Annotated in this window: 13 protein-coding genes; all 13 read left to right on the forward strand. The window is 52.7% G+C overall.

Going from position 1 to position 13436, the window contains the following annotated elements:
- Positions 1-188 precede the first annotated feature (188 nt).
- The 13 genes from rpsT to HZS80_RS21745 all read left to right on the forward strand — a co-directional run bounded on the left by rpsT (position 189) and on the right by HZS80_RS21745 (position 12884).
- A complete protein-coding gene (gene rpsT, locus HZS80_RS21685; protein ID WP_008959243.1) occupies positions 189-455 on the forward strand; it encodes a 30S ribosomal protein S20 in 267 nt (88 codons plus the stop codon).
- A gap of 86 nt (positions 456-541) precedes the next feature.
- The gene (gene murJ / locus HZS80_RS21690) at positions 542-2125 is read left to right on the forward strand and encodes a murein biosynthesis integral membrane protein MurJ (protein WP_179917296.1); all 1584 of its coding nucleotides are present in this window, start codon (positions 542-544) and stop codon (positions 2123-2125) included.
- Positions 2126-2190: 65 nt separating this feature from the next.
- Positions 2191-3228 carry a bifunctional riboflavin kinase/FAD synthetase gene (gene ribF, locus HZS80_RS21695; RefSeq protein WP_179917297.1) on the forward strand — a complete coding sequence of 346 codons (1038 nt, stop codon included), beginning with the start codon at positions 2191-2193 and terminating at the stop codon, positions 3226-3228.
- Positions 3212-6067 (forward strand): isoleucine--tRNA ligase, encoded by a 2856-nt coding sequence (gene ileS, locus HZS80_RS21700; RefSeq protein WP_246362434.1) that lies wholly within the window; start codon positions 3212-3214, stop codon positions 6065-6067. The genes ribF and ileS overlap by 17 nt, the downstream gene beginning before the upstream one ends.
- A gap of 55 nt (positions 6068-6122) precedes the next feature.
- Positions 6123-6620 (forward strand): signal peptidase II, encoded by a 498-nt coding sequence (gene lspA, locus HZS80_RS21705; protein WP_179917307.1) that lies wholly within the window; start codon positions 6123-6125, stop codon positions 6618-6620.
- An 88-nt stretch (positions 6621-6708) separates the two neighbouring features.
- Positions 6709-7155, forward strand: coding sequence for an FKBP-type peptidyl-prolyl cis-trans isomerase (gene fkpB / locus HZS80_RS21710; protein WP_179917298.1), 447 nt, complete (start codon positions 6709-6711; stop codon positions 7153-7155).
- 30 nt (positions 7156-7185) lie between these two features.
- Positions 7186-8166: a 4-hydroxy-3-methylbut-2-enyl diphosphate reductase gene (gene ispH, locus HZS80_RS21715; protein ID WP_179917299.1), complete on the forward strand. Its 981-nt coding sequence runs from the start codon at positions 7186-7188 to the stop codon at positions 8164-8166.
- 64 nt (positions 8167-8230) lie between these two features.
- Positions 8231-8653, forward strand: coding sequence for a type IV pilin protein (locus HZS80_RS23915; RefSeq protein WP_052703726.1), 423 nt, complete (start codon positions 8231-8233; stop codon positions 8651-8653).
- Between the two features lie 3 nt (positions 8654-8656).
- Complete coding sequence (locus HZS80_RS21725) at positions 8657-9157, forward strand: GspH/FimT family pseudopilin (RefSeq protein WP_179917301.1); 501 nt, start codon at positions 8657-8659, stop codon at positions 9155-9157.
- Positions 9154-9573, forward strand: coding sequence for a type IV pilus modification protein PilV (gene pilV / locus HZS80_RS21730; RefSeq protein WP_179917302.1), 420 nt, complete (start codon positions 9154-9156; stop codon positions 9571-9573). Before HZS80_RS21725 ends, pilV begins: the two co-directional genes overlap by 4 nt.
- The gene (locus HZS80_RS21735; protein WP_179917303.1) at positions 9566-10063 is read left to right on the forward strand and encodes a PilW family protein; all 498 of its coding nucleotides are present in this window, start codon (positions 9566-9568) and stop codon (positions 10061-10063) included. Before pilV ends, HZS80_RS21735 begins: the two co-directional genes overlap by 8 nt.
- Complete coding sequence (locus HZS80_RS21740) at positions 10060-11790, forward strand: DUF7305 domain-containing protein (RefSeq protein ID WP_179917304.1); 1731 nt, start codon at positions 10060-10062, stop codon at positions 11788-11790. The genes HZS80_RS21735 and HZS80_RS21740 overlap by 4 nt, the downstream gene beginning before the upstream one ends.
- Before the next feature lie 71 nt (positions 11791-11861).
- Complete coding sequence (locus tag HZS80_RS21745) at positions 11862-12884, forward strand: tryptophan--tRNA ligase (RefSeq protein WP_179917305.1); 1023 nt, start codon at positions 11862-11864, stop codon at positions 12882-12884.
- The last annotated feature ends 552 nt before the right edge of the window (positions 12885-13436 follow it).

The following is a 13436-nucleotide window of genomic DNA, read 5'->3' on the forward strand; positions in this document are numbered from 1 at the left end:
ACTGCCTGTTATACGTTTTGGTAGGGTGAAAAGCCTGCCAAATCAACTGGTTGTTATAGACCTGATCAGCTAGTTGTTAGAGAAGTGTCATGTTGCGGAACGTCGTGCTGTCATAGCGAAGCCGACAAACACATATTTAATTTCGTTGCCGTTTTTTCGGCAACCTTTATTCTCCAAGGAGATACCCTGTGGCGAACAGCAAGCAAGCTCGCAAGCGCGCCCGCCAGGCCGAGAACCGTCGCGTCCTGAAATCCAGCCAGCGCAGCATGGTCCGCACCTACATCAAGCGTGTAGTGAAAGCGATCAGCACCGGCGACCACGCTAAGGCAATGGAAGAGTTCAAGGCCATGCAGCCGGTCGTTGACCGTATTGCAGACAAAGACGTGCTGTCCAAGAAGAAAGCAGCTCGCCTGAAGAGCCGTTTGAACAAGCGTATTAAGGCACTGGCGGCGTAAGCCGGCAGGCGCCATAAAAAAACCGGCTGCGGCCGGTTTTTTTGTGTCTGAATGATTTTTCTGGATGGTTTTTTTCTGGATAGCTTATGACAGCGAAGAAAGCTCCCAACACTTCCTCAAACACCGCCATAGCCCGCCGCGGGCTAATGCGCTCGGGCCTCGTCGTCAGTACGATGACGATGCTGTCGAGGGTGATGGGGCTGGCGCGCGACGTGGTTATCGCTACCTTATTAGGGGCAGGGGATGGCGCCGATGCGTTTTTCGTGGCGTTTAAGATCCCTAATTTTTTGCGCCGTCTATTTGCTGAAGGGGCGTTCAATCAAGCCTTCGTGCCGGTGCTTTCGGAGTACTCTACCCAACGTGATCGGGAGGAGATACGTGCGCTACTGAATGCGACCGCGGGTAGCTTAACGGCAGCACTGGCGCTGATTACCGCCGTGGCCATGCTCTGCGCGCCGTGGTTGATTTGGGTGTTTGCCCCCGGTTTTGGCAGTGATCCGGAAAAGCTGTCGCTGACCGCGGATATGCTGCGCTTAACGTTTCCCTATTTATTGCTGATTTCGCTTACTGCCTTTTCAGGCAGTGTGTTGAATACCTGGAACCGTTTTGCGGTGCCCGCGTTTACCCCGGTGTTGCTTAATCTTTCGCTGATTGGTGCGGCGCTATTTTTAATGCCGCTAATGGAAGAGCCCGCCATGGCGCTGGCCTGGGGCGTGCTGATCGCCGGGGCGGCACAGTTGGTTTTCCAGGTGCCATTCTTGCTGCGCTTGGGGCTGATGCCCACGCCCTGGCCAAACTTTGCCCACGAGGGCGTACGGCGCATACTGAAATTGATGGGGCCTGCGCTGTTTGGGGTGTCGGTATCGCAAATTAATCTGCTGTTGGATACGGTCTTGGCTTCGTTGCTAGCGGCGGGTAGCGTGTCGTGGCTCTATTACTCTGACCGGTTGGTAGAACTGCCGCTAGGCGTGTTTGGCGTGGCGATTGGTACGGTGATTTTGCCAGCGCTTTCCAAGCGACATGCTGACCAGTCCAAAGAGCACTTTGCTGCGATGCTCGATTGGGCTATTCGCATTGTGTTGCTGTTAGGCTTGCCCGCGGCGCTAGCGCTGGCGGTGTTGGCCGAGCCGCTGTTAATCACGCTATTCCATTACGGCGCGATGACTGACAACGACATCCAAATGGCGGCGATGAGCCTGCGCGCTTACGCCTTCGGTTTGGTAGCCTTTATGCTGATCAAAGTATTGGCACCGGGCTTTTTTGCCCGTCAAGACACCAAAACCCCGGTAAAGGTAGGCATTATCGCCATGGTCGCTAATATGGTGCTTAACCTGCTGCTAATTTGGCCGCTGGCGCATGCCGGGTTGGCGTTAGCCACCGCGCTGTCGGCCTTCTTGAACGCTGGCCTGCTGGGTTACCTGCTGCATAAGCAGGGTGTGCTAGTGTTTCAGCCGGGCTGGAAGCGTTATTCGGTACAGCTAATCGGGGGCAGTGGGTTAATGTGTGCGGCACTCTATTTTGTGGCGCCGGATTGGCAAGCGTGGCTCTCCTTTGGCCTGTGGCAGCGGATAAGCTGGGTCACTGGGCTGGTGGTCATGGGCGGCTCACTCTACTTCGCGTGGCTGGCAGTGTTAGGTTTACGCATCCGTCATTTTAAAATGCACTCATAACGCTGCACCCTGGCGTGCGGGTTCGTTATAATCAGAGGCTTTGTCCTCCCAACGGCTGAGGTGCCATGCGCGTCATTCGAGGTCTGCACAACTTGAAAGCGGCTCATCGTGGCTGCGTTGCGACGATCGGTAACTTCGATGGTGTGCATCGCGGCCATCAGGCCATTCTTCAGCAGTGCCGTGAACATGCCGCACGCTGGAGTGTGCCGCTGACAGTGGTGGTGTTCGAGCCCCAGCCGCGCGAATTTTTTGCCGGTGACCAAGCACCGCCGCGGTTAACCCGCCTGCGTGAAAAAGTGCGCTTACTGCGTGATTTTGGCGCGGAACAAGTGCTGGTGCTGCCGTTTAACGATACGCTGCGCAGCCTGACGGGGCGCGAGTTTATCGATCAGGTATTGATTGATGGGCTCGGCGTTAAGCACTTGGTGGTGGGTGATGATTTCCGTTTTGGCTGCGACCGTCGCGGTGATTTTGCGTTGCTGGCGGAAGTGGGCCGCGAACAGGGGTTTGGGGTAGAGCACACGCGCACGTTTACCGTGGATGACGAGCGGGTGTCCAGCACGCGGGTGCGTACCTTGCTGGCCAGCGGCAATTTTTCCGCCGCGGCGCGTTTGCTGGGCCGCCCCTATTCGTTGCATGGCCGTGTGGTGCGTGACCAGCAGTTGGGGCGCACGCTTGGCGTACCCACCGCCAACTTGCCGCTGCTGCCCCAACCGTTAACGCTGCGGGGTGTCTTTGCGGTAGTCGCTGAGCTTGAAGGTGGTGAACGCCACCAGGGCGTTGCCAATGTTGGCTTTCGTCCGACGGTGGGTTCAGAGCGGCCGACCCTTGAGGTGCACCTGTTCGATTTCTCCGGTGATCTTTACGGCCAACGTATGACGGTATACCCCTGTACGCGACTGCGGGGCGAGGTCAAGTTTGACGGCCTTGACGCGCTGAAAGCGCAAATTGAACGTGACCAAGCCCGTGCTCGCCACTATTTTTCGGCGGCAGTGGCCAATCACGACTATTCTCTTCCGCTGGCCTCGGCCCCGCTTGGGCGTGAGACCGCTTCTTCTGATTCATCTTCGGCGGGAAATTCCGCTGATGCTAACGACGGCTGACCGGACTATGGATTACAAGCACACGCTGAATTTGCCTGAAACTGACTTCCCCATGCGCGGCATGCTGCCAAAGCAGGAGCCAGGGCGGGTTTCCCAGTGGCAAGATATGAACATTTACCAGCGCCTGCGTGAAGCGCGCGCAGGTGCGCCGCTGTTTGTACTGCACGATGGCCCTCCTTACGCCAACGGTAGTATTCATATCGGTCACGCCGTTAATAAAATTCTTAAAGATATCATCGTTAAGTCTAAGAATTTAGCCGGTTTTGATGCTCCTTATGTGCCGGGTTGGGACTGTCACGGTTTGCCCATTGAGCACAAGGTAGAAACTACCCATGGCAAGCACTTGGCGCCGGAACACGCCCGCGAGCTTTGCCGTGAATACGCCGGTGCGCAAATCGAAACGCAGTTGGCCGACTTTGTGCGTTTGGGCATCATTGGCGATTGGGATCACCCTTACCGCACCATGGATTTCGCCAACGAAGCGGGCGAGATTCGTGCCTTGGCCGAGATGGTCGACGCGGGTTACGTGTTTAAAGGTTTGAAGCCGGTGAACTGGTGCTTTGACTGTGGCTCTGCACTGGCGGAAGCCGAAGTCGAGTATGCGGATAAAAAGTCTGACGCCATCGACGTTGCTTTCCCGGTGGAAGACGCCGACAAGCTGGCGGCCGCGTTCGGTTTAAGCGAACTGGCTAAACCAGCGGCGGTAGTGATCTGGACCACCACGCCTTGGACCATTCCGGCCAACCAAGCGTTGAACGTTCACCCCGAGTTCACCTACGCGCTGGTCGATACTGGTGAGCGGCTATTGCTGCTGGCGGAAGAGTTGGTGGAGAGCTGCCTAGAGCGCTTTGGCCTGCAAGGCGAAGTGATTGCCACGACGCAAGGCAAACAGCTTGATCTGATCAATTTCCGTCACCCGTTTTATGATCGTCTCTCGCCGGTCTATCTGGCGGAGTACGTTGAGTCAGAAGTGGGCAGTACCGGTATCGTTCACTCCGCTCCTTCTTACGGCATGGATGACTTTTTAACCTGCCGCGAGCATGGCATGGAGTTCGATGACATGCTTAACCCGGTGCAGGGCAACGGCGTTTACGCTGACGACCTGCCGTTCTTCGGCGGCCAGATGATTTGGAAGGCTAACCCGCTGATCGTCGAAAAACTGCGCGAAGTAGGCGCACTGATGGCGCATATCCCCATCAAACATAGCTACATGCACTGCTGGCGCCACAAAACGCCGGTGATCTACCGTGCCACGGCGCAGTGGTTTGTGGGCATGGATATTAAAGGCAAAGGCGGCAAAACTCTGCGTGAAAGTGCCCTCGAAGGCATTGAAGCCACGGCGTTTACGCCTGCTTGGGGCCAGGCGCGCTTGCATAGCATGATCGCCAATCGCCCAGACTGGTGTATCTCTCGCCAGCGTAATTGGGGCGTGCCGATTCCGTTCTTCTTACACAAGCAAACCGGTGAGCTGCACCCGCGTACCGTTGGCTTGATGGAAGAGGCGGCCAAGCGCGTTGAGCTAGAAGGTATTGATGCTTGGTTCAAGCTCGACCCCGCTGAGCTATTGGGTGCGGAAGCAGCGGATTACGACAAAGTCACCGATACGCTTGATGTGTGGTTTGACTCTGGCACCACGCACCGCCACGTACTGCGCGGCTCGCACCCGCACGGCCATGAAAGCGGCCCGCGGGCGGATCTGTACCTGGAAGGCTCTGACCAGCACCGTGGTTGGTTCCACTCTTCACTGCTGACAGGCTCGGCCATTGACGGTCATCCGCCGTATCGCCAGCTGCTGACCCACGGCTTTACCGTCGATTCCCAGGGCCGCAAGCAGTCCAAGTCGCTGGGCAATGTGGTCGCACCCCAGGAAGTGATGGATAAGCTAGGCGGCGATATTCTGCGCCTATGGGTTGCCTCCACCGATTACTCCGGCGAAATGGCCGTTTCCGACGAGATTTTGAAGCGCACGTCAGACGTATATCGGCGGATTCGGAACACCGCGCGCTTCCTGCTTTCGAACCTTAACGGGTTTGATCCAGAGAAAAACCAAGTTGCGTTTGGCGATATGCTGGCGCTGGACCAGTGGGTCGTGGATCGTGCGGCTCAGCTTCAGGCGCGCATTGAAAAAGCCTATGAAGAGTACCGCTTTCTGGATGTGTATCAGCAGGTGCACGGTTTCTGTGCCCGGGAGCTGGGTGGCTTCTATTTAGACGTCATCAAGGACCGCCAATACACCACGCAAACCGATTCGCTGGCACGTCGCAGTGCGCAAACCGCGCTCTATCACGTGGTGGAAGCGCTGAGCCGCTGGATCGCGCCGATTCTCTCTTTCACTGCCGAAGAGATCCACGAAAACATCCCCGGTAAGCGCGGCGACAGCGTGCTGCTTGAGACCTACTATACGGATCTGGGCAGCCTGGACGATAACGCTGATTTAGGCCGCGCGTTCTGGGAGCAGGTGCTGGAGGTTAAGCATTCGGTTAACAAGTGCCTGGAAGACGCCCGTAATGCCAAAGTGATCAAGGGCAGCTTGGCGGCAGAGGTCACGCTATACGTGAGCGACGAGCTTCAGGCGACACTGACTAAACTGGGAGATGAACTGCGCTTTGTCATGCTCACCAGCGAGGTCACGCTTAAGCCCCTGGCTGATGCAGGCGATGCAGAAGCAACGGATCTAGAGAGTCTGAAAGTGGCTGTCAAAGCCAGCGACAACGACAAGTGCGAGCGTTGCTGGCACCACCGCCCTGATGTAGGTACGCATGCCGAGCACCCTGATCTATGTGGCCGCTGTATCAGCAACCTCCCTGAAGGCAGCGGTGAGACTCGTTACTATGCTTAAAGAAGGAAATACGCCTGATACAAATACGTCTAGCGATGCCAGCGCGCGGCCGACGATGCAGCGGCCGTTGCGTTGGCTGTGGCTAGCGGTGGTAGTGATTGTGTTGGACTTGGCCACGAAATACGTGGCCAGCAGCCAGCTCGGCTATGCTCAGCCGGTGGAAGTGTTGCCGTTCTTTAATCTGACATTGCTGCACAACACCGGCGCGGCGTTCAGCTTTTTAGCCACGCATCCCGGTTGGCAGCGCTGGTTCTTCGCCCTTATTGCGATTGGTGCGACGGTAGGCTTAACCATTTGGCTCTCCCGCATCAAACACGATGAAAAGCTGTTGGCGATTGCGCTGCCGTTGATTATCGGGGGGGCGCTGGGGAATCTTTATGACCGCTTGGTACATGGCTATGTAGTCGATTTTCTCTCCTTCCACGCCGCCGGATGGTACTACCCGGCGTTTAATGTGGCGGATATTGCGATTACCCTGGGGGCGGTCGCTTTAATCTGGGAATCGATCATGGGTGAGCGGCGACGTAAAAAAGCGCACGGGAACGTTTCATAACGGTCTGACCATGAAGGTCTGTTAATAGCGGTCTGTCCTAACGAGAAGACATTTACTTAAAGTCATTTATAGACAGGTAAGGATGGTAATGAGCGACTACCGTATTGATGATGGCATGGAAGTGACGCTGCACTTCACCTTAAAGCTGGAAGACGGCACTTTGGTAGACTCCACCAAAGATAAAGCACCGGCTACCTTCGCAGTGGGCGATGGCAATCTGCCGCCCGGTTTTGAGCATCCGATTAAAGGCATGGCCGCGGGTCAAGAGGGGATGTTTCAGATCACCCCAGAACATGCTTTCGGTCAGCATAACCCGCAAAATATTCAGACCCTGAAGCGGACAGATTTTGGTGACGAGCCCCCGGAAATTGGCATGGTGATGTCGTTTGCTGATAAAGCAGGAACGGAATTGCCAGGCGTGGTCAAAACCATTGACGGTGATCGTATTGAGGTGGATTTCAATCACCCGTTAGCAGGCCGCACGCTTACGTTTGAAGTAGAAGTACTGGACGTTAAGCCGGTGAACACTCATTAAGCAGATGCTACGTCGCATCAAGGCGCTCTTATGACAAGCACGCAGCAAACACAGCCTATCGAAATTAAATTGGCCAACCCGCGCGGCTTTTGTGCCGGTGTGGATCGTGCGATTGATATCGTCAATCGCGCGCTGGATGTCTTTGGCCCGCCCATTTATGTGCGCCATGAGGTGGTTCATAACCGCTTTGTGGTCGAAACACTGCGGGATCGTGGTGCTGTGTTCGTTGAAGAGCTGGATGAAGTGCCGGATGACGTCATTGTCATTTTCTCAGCCCACGGTGTTTCCCGAGCGGTGCAAGCCGATGCCGAGCGGCGGGGGTTGAAGGTATTTGACGCCACCTGCCCGCTAGTGACCAAGGTGCACCTGGAAGTGCTGCGCTACGCCAAACGTGGGCAGGAGTGCATTTTGATCGGCCATGAAGGGCACCCGGAAGTCGAAGGCACCATGGGGCGTTACGATACCTCCCACGGCGGACGTATCTACTTGGTTGAGGACGAAAAAGACGTTGCTAACCTGGAAGTACGTGATCCCTCCAAGCTTGCCTTCGTAACGCAAACCACGCTCTCAATGGATGACACCGCCAAAGTGATTGATGCGCTGCGTGACAAGTTTTCCGAGATTCAAGGCCCACGTAATGATGATATCTGTTATGCCACGCAAAACCGCCAGGATGCCGTGCGTGAGCTAGCCGCCCAGAGTGATTTGTTACTAGTGGTCGGTAGCCCCAATAGCTCAAACTCGAACCGCTTGCGGGAGCTTTCGGAGCGTATGGGTACACCTGCCTATTTGATCGACAACGCCGATCAGATCGACCCGCAATGGCTTGAGAATGTAGCGCGTATCGGCGTCACCGCTGGCGCCAGTGCCCCTGAAGTGCTGGTCAAAGGGGTAATTACCAAGCTTCAAACCATGGGCGCTGCTATGCCCGAAGAGTTACAAGGCCGCGAAGAAACCATTACTTTTTCCATGCCAAAAGAGTTACGTGAGAAGGTGATTGCCAGCAGCTAATGCAAAGCGTATTGGTTTGCGACATACTGGATGTATGAGCCAACTAATACAGGAGCAGATCTGCGTGTCTAATGTTTCTGATTTAATTACTGGCCATTTTTTCCAGAACGGCCAGCGTGGTTTTACTTTGATCGAATTGCTGGTTGTGGTCGCGATAATTGGCATCTTCGCGACCATTGCCTACCCGAATTATGCTAGCTATGTGGAGCGTAGTCGTCTCACTGACGGTAAGTCCGGCCTTATGCAGGCTGCTTTAGTAATGGAACGCTGTTATACCTCGAATTATATTTATAAAGAAGAATGCTTTGAAACGAAAGCGTCACCTGATGGTGTTTATCCCTTGATACGACTGACAGAGTCGGGTTTGACCTATCGTCTAGAGGCGCAAGAAGGAATCAATGTTCCAGCCGGTTGTAAAACACTCTGGATAGAGAGCAACGGTCAAAAAGGGCCGAATGGCGACAATAATACGCCTGAGTGTTGGTAACTTATGTCCCAACGAGGCTTTACGCTCATTGAATTGCTAATTACGCTGTTGATCGCAACGATCATCGCTGTGATGACGGTGCCCGCATTTTCTGATTTCCTTACCCGCCAGCAGCTGTCTGCTGACGTCAATGAAATGGTCTCTGTGCTAAGTTTTGCCCGTAGCGAGGCGATTAAACAGCGCCAGAACGTCACGGTTGAGTTCTTACCGCCCGGTGAGTGCGGTGGGCTTGAGGGCATGGTCGAAGACAAGGATAGTCTCCGCTGGTGTTACTGGGTGAAAAGCGAGGAGGAGACCATGCGAGTGGGGCGGACGGCTAATATCACTATGCCAAATCAAACATTCTCGCTTACCTTCCTAAACCTGGGTGACGCTAATATTGATAAATGCTCTAGTCCTTGCCATATCACACTTAGCCCGCAGCGACAGCTGGAGGAAGAGGCCTCGCTTACGCTAGCTATAAATATAACCGGCAGCATTCGAAGACAGGACTTAGAACCATGATTCATCAGCGCGGTTTTAGTTTAATTGAAGCATTGATCGCGCTGGTGGTTCTATCCGTTGGCCTGCTCGGTGTGGCGGCTATGCAGCTTAAAGCGCTGCAAAGTGCCAATGCCGGTTACCAGCGTTCGGTGGCAAGTGTTGCCGCTGTGGATGCCCAGGAAAGGCTTTGGGCGGAGTTGGCAAACAAGACCTGCACAGATATTAATATTGAGTCCGATTGGGAGACACATTGGTTTAGCGGTAGTGATTCGAACCCGCTACGTAATGTGAATAAGGAAGGTAGTGGAATAAAATATGAGGGCAATTGTGAATTTACTATTATGATTGAGTTAGGTAGCCGAACTGGCGACACAGAGTCAGATATATTTACCTATACCCTTCGTCTTCCTGATTTAAGTGGAGACGATGATGGCTGATCAGCAAAAAGGTTTTACGCTTGTTGAATTGATGGTAGCCATGACAATAGGTACCGTCATTATTTTGGGTGCTGGCCAGCTTTTTTTGACCACTTTTCAAACATTTAGAACAGTGGATGCGTTAAGCCGCAAGCAAGAATCATTGATTTTCGCAGCAAGTACACTTAGCAATAGTATTCGAGAAGGAGAGGAAGAGGTTATAAATGATTATGGTATTAAATTAAATGAACGCATAAGCAATGGTGTTACACAATATTACTGTGTTTTGCAGTATATAGAGGATGACGAACCTTTAGTTGATCTTGCTCGAATCGACCCCAATACACCTTGCCCAGTATTATCGTCACTCAATGGTGATGACGTATCCCACACTTTGACATTGCTTGTCGGTGATTGCCGAAAAGAAAGTTCAAAGACAGGATGCGATGAAATCACCTTTAAAGTCACCGATCGAAATAAGATTATTAGCAATCAGGAGATGGCACCATGAAACAACAACAGGGCGCTGCTTTAGTGATTGTTATGGCGTTTCTTTCCGGTACGTTGATGTTAGGTATGTCCAGTATGCAAAGCGCTCTGATTGATGAGAGTTTGGCAGGCAACTATCGAGCCTCGACTCAAGCTAATATGACAGCAGAAAGCACTTTGGTTGCTCTTACAAATATTGAAAAAGAGAAGCTCTATAGTCGTTTGGATAAGACAAAAAATGAAAAATCAAAATCCCTATTGATAGGAAAAGAAGTAGAAGATTTACTTGGAAAAGATGCACTAGAAGTCTTTTTTAGACAGTTACTTCCCAGTAACTATGACGAGTTAAGCGAAGTCGACCAAAATACAATCTATGAAGGGCTAGTTAAAAATTTCGTATTGGAATTTGAGTATCTAAAGGATGGGAGCGTTGCGATTACAGCCAAAGATGATGGTTTGCGCAGTGGCGCACGTGGTCAGTCTAGGCTGATTTACGCGTCAAACCCGACACCTTTTCAGTCTCCTGTGGTCGGCTGTGAAGGCGTTCAATCTAGCGGAGGTTCGACTTTCAGTAGCTATAGCTCAGGTGCGGGCGAGTGGGTTGAGGGACAGCCCGGCAGTTTTGTTGAGCAGGGTGTTTCTCTAATACGAACTACCGCTGAAAATGCAAACGTGGTTCTTGGTGGTAGCGAGTACATTCATGGCGGTATAGAAGCATTGGGTACCGTCACCCTCAATGGTTCTTCTCAGGTATTTGGCAGCATACTGGCCAATAAAACAATCTCTTTAAATGCAGGGGGCGGACGCGTCCAGGGTAATGCTGAGAGCCTTGAGAATGTAATATTTGGCAGTAGCGCACGGGTTGATGGCATCGTTAGTGCCATGGGTGATGTGCGTTTTAATAATTGGTCAGCCAGCGTTGGGGAAGGCATTTACGCAGGCGGAGATATTATTTCTGACCGCACTCCTGTCTCAGATCATATCGATCCAGATAACAGAGCCGATTTTTTTCCAAATAGTAATGTGTCTCTTACTCGCGTGGAAGAGCAGCCCTGCGATATCGTCGACTTTGCAGGTAACACGTTAAGTGAGGAGATTACCCGTTACCAAGAAGAGCTTACTTCAATCGGTGATATCACCGTAGGTGCCTACCCTAATGTCGAATGGCGGTTTAGCCCACAGCAAATAGAACGCTATGACCAAACTTGGGACATTAATCGTTGGGTGAGTCATGCTTCGCCCGAGTTAAATACTCTGTTTGGCGAGCAAGCATCCATCTATCGTTTAAATAGCCTTAAGCTAACAAGTTCTTCGTCGTTAAGAGTTACTGGTGGTAACGTGGTTATTGTGATCGATGAAGATTTCACTATGGGAGGTGGTGGTGCTGGCCTGGTGATTGATGAAGACTCGAGTTTAACCGTTTTTGTTGAAGGGAAGGTAGACTTTGGTAGTGTATTAAGTATGCCCGAAATCAACTCGATTAATAGCAATGGAGAGTCCACATTTTCTCTCTTCTCAGGTTATAGCGGCTCAGATACCGGAGTTAATTTCCACTCAAGTAATCGTGTAGTTGCTAATGTATATGCGCCTTACACACATGTTTCAGTCAATTCCGGCGCTAACTTTTTTGGTAGTGTAAGAGGACGCAGCGTTAATGTAAGTGGGGACGGAAGTATTGTGTATGATGAGCTGCTTGGAGGGGCTTTTGGAGACCCTGACGAGGTGTGGAAATTAGTTGGCTGGCGTTGACGCCATTCGCCATTCGCCACGCGCCTAGGTGCACGTTATCATAGCGGTATTTGCTTAAGAGCCTGAAAACCATGAGCCAAACCGCCAAAACCCGCGTTCTTACCGGTATCACCACCACCGGCACGCCCCATTTGGGCAACTATGTTGGGGCGATCAAGCCTGCCATTGAGGCAAGCCAGGATCCCAATGTTCAGTCGTTTTATTTTTTGGCTGACTACCATGCGCTGATCAAGTGCCCTGACCCAAAACGCGTGCAAGAGTCGCGGCTGGAAATTGCTGCCACATGGCTGGCGCTGGGGCTGGACACCGACAACGCGATTTTCTATCGCCAGTCGGATATTCCTGAAATTCCTGAGCTTACCTGGATGCTCTCTTGCGTCTGCGCCAAAGGCCTGATGAACCGCGCCCATGCCTATAAAGCAGCGGTGGCTGAGAACGAAGAGGCGGAAAACCAAGACCCGGATAAAGGCATCACCATGGGGCTGTTTGGCTACCCTGTGCTAATGGCGGCGGATATTTTAATGTTTAACGCCAATAAGGTGCCGGTAGGGCGTGATCAGATTCAGCATATCGAGATGGCCCGCGATATCGCCGGGCGCTTTAATCATCTCTACAAGGGCCAGCATTTTGTCCTCCCAGAAGCCGTCGTTGACGAGAAAACGCAGCTTCTGAATGGCTTGGATGGGCGCAAAATGTCCAAAAGCTACGATAATACGATCCCGCTCTTTTCGGCTGAGAAAAAGCTGCAGAAGCTGGTACGTAAGATCAAGACCAACTCACTGGAGCCCGGTGAGCCGAAAGATCCGGACACCTGCACGCTGTTTCAAATCTACTCCGCTTTTGCGACGGCGCAAGAGACCGCCAGCCTCCGCGAGCAGTATGCTGCGGGCATTGGCTGGGGTGATGCGAAGAACCAAGTGTTTGAGTACTTGAACGCTCACTTAAGCGCTCCTCGTGAACGCTATAACGCTCTGATGGAAGATCCCGCACATATTGAAGCGGTACTTCAGAAAGGCGCCGAGCGGGCGCGCGAAGAAGCGGCAGTCACGATGGATCGCTTACGTGCTGCCGTTGGCCTGGGGCGGTTTGTTTAATATCTGAATACTGCCATTCACATAGTGACCTGTCAGCCATCTAGCAGTAACGACGAAGCCCCTTCTGCTTGGAAAGGGCTTCGTTTGTTTCGGGCCTCCCGCTTTGCTGCTAACTAGGCTGTTAGTGATAGCTCAGCCTTCAATCGGGGGCGTCAGTCATTAACTGAATGAGCATGGTTGTGCATGAGCATGGTTGTGCTGATGTCCTATAGTGCTTATCACGTAGGCTATGTATTTCTCAGATACGTACTTAGCTTCGCAAAACCAACGCATCCACAAAGGGAATATTGTATGCGGTCAAGGTATCGACATCAGACGTTTACGGAGTGTGCATTGATAGCCTTAACGCTGGCGGTCGTCGCGTTAATGCTTTGGAAGCTTGTTGGGCTACTGATCCTGATTTTTGGCGCAGTGGTGGGCGCCTGTATATTGGTAAGCGCGCCATAAACCCCATCTACCCATATTAACGTTGGCTGATCACACTGGTGGTCTCTTTAGCATTGGAGATCATCATGAGTCGCGACCTCAGTTCCACTCAAGCATTTTGGTTAG

It is taken from the genome of Vreelandella glaciei, from assembly GCF_013415125.1.
Lineage (GTDB): Bacteria > Pseudomonadota > Gammaproteobacteria > Pseudomonadales > Halomonadaceae > Vreelandella > Vreelandella glaciei.

What these genes read in the sequence shown, in the direction of transcription:
- HZS80_RS21725 (WP_179917301.1), top strand. Translation starts at nt 8,657, where the DNA reads ATGTCCCAACGAGGCTTTACGCTCATTGAATTGCTAATTACGCTGTTG.
- ribF (WP_179917297.1), top strand. Translation starts at nt 2,191, where the DNA reads ATGCGCGTCATTCGAGGTCTGCACAACTTGAAAGCGGCTCATCGTGGC.
- fkpB (WP_179917298.1), top strand. Translation starts at nt 6,709, where the DNA reads ATGAGCGACTACCGTATTGATGATGGCATGGAAGTGACGCTGCACTTC.
- pilV (WP_179917302.1), top strand. Translation starts at nt 9,154, where the DNA reads ATGATTCATCAGCGCGGTTTTAGTTTAATTGAAGCATTGATCGCGCTG.
- ispH (WP_179917299.1), top strand. Translation starts at nt 7,186, where the DNA reads ATGACAAGCACGCAGCAAACACAGCCTATCGAAATTAAATTGGCCAAC.
- lspA (WP_179917307.1), top strand. Translation starts at nt 6,123, where the DNA reads ATGCAGCGGCCGTTGCGTTGGCTGTGGCTAGCGGTGGTAGTGATTGTG.
- HZS80_RS21740 (WP_179917304.1), top strand. Translation starts at nt 10,060, where the DNA reads ATGAAACAACAACAGGGCGCTGCTTTAGTGATTGTTATGGCGTTTCTT.
- murJ (WP_179917296.1), top strand. Translation starts at nt 542, where the DNA reads ATGACAGCGAAGAAAGCTCCCAACACTTCCTCAAACACCGCCATAGCC.
- HZS80_RS21745 (WP_179917305.1), top strand. Translation starts at nt 11,862, where the DNA reads ATGAGCCAAACCGCCAAAACCCGCGTTCTTACCGGTATCACCACCACC.
- HZS80_RS21735 (WP_179917303.1), top strand. Translation starts at nt 9,566, where the DNA reads ATGGCTGATCAGCAAAAAGGTTTTACGCTTGTTGAATTGATGGTAGCC.
- ileS (WP_246362434.1), top strand. Translation starts at nt 3,212, where the DNA reads ATGCTAACGACGGCTGACCGGACTATGGATTACAAGCACACGCTGAAT.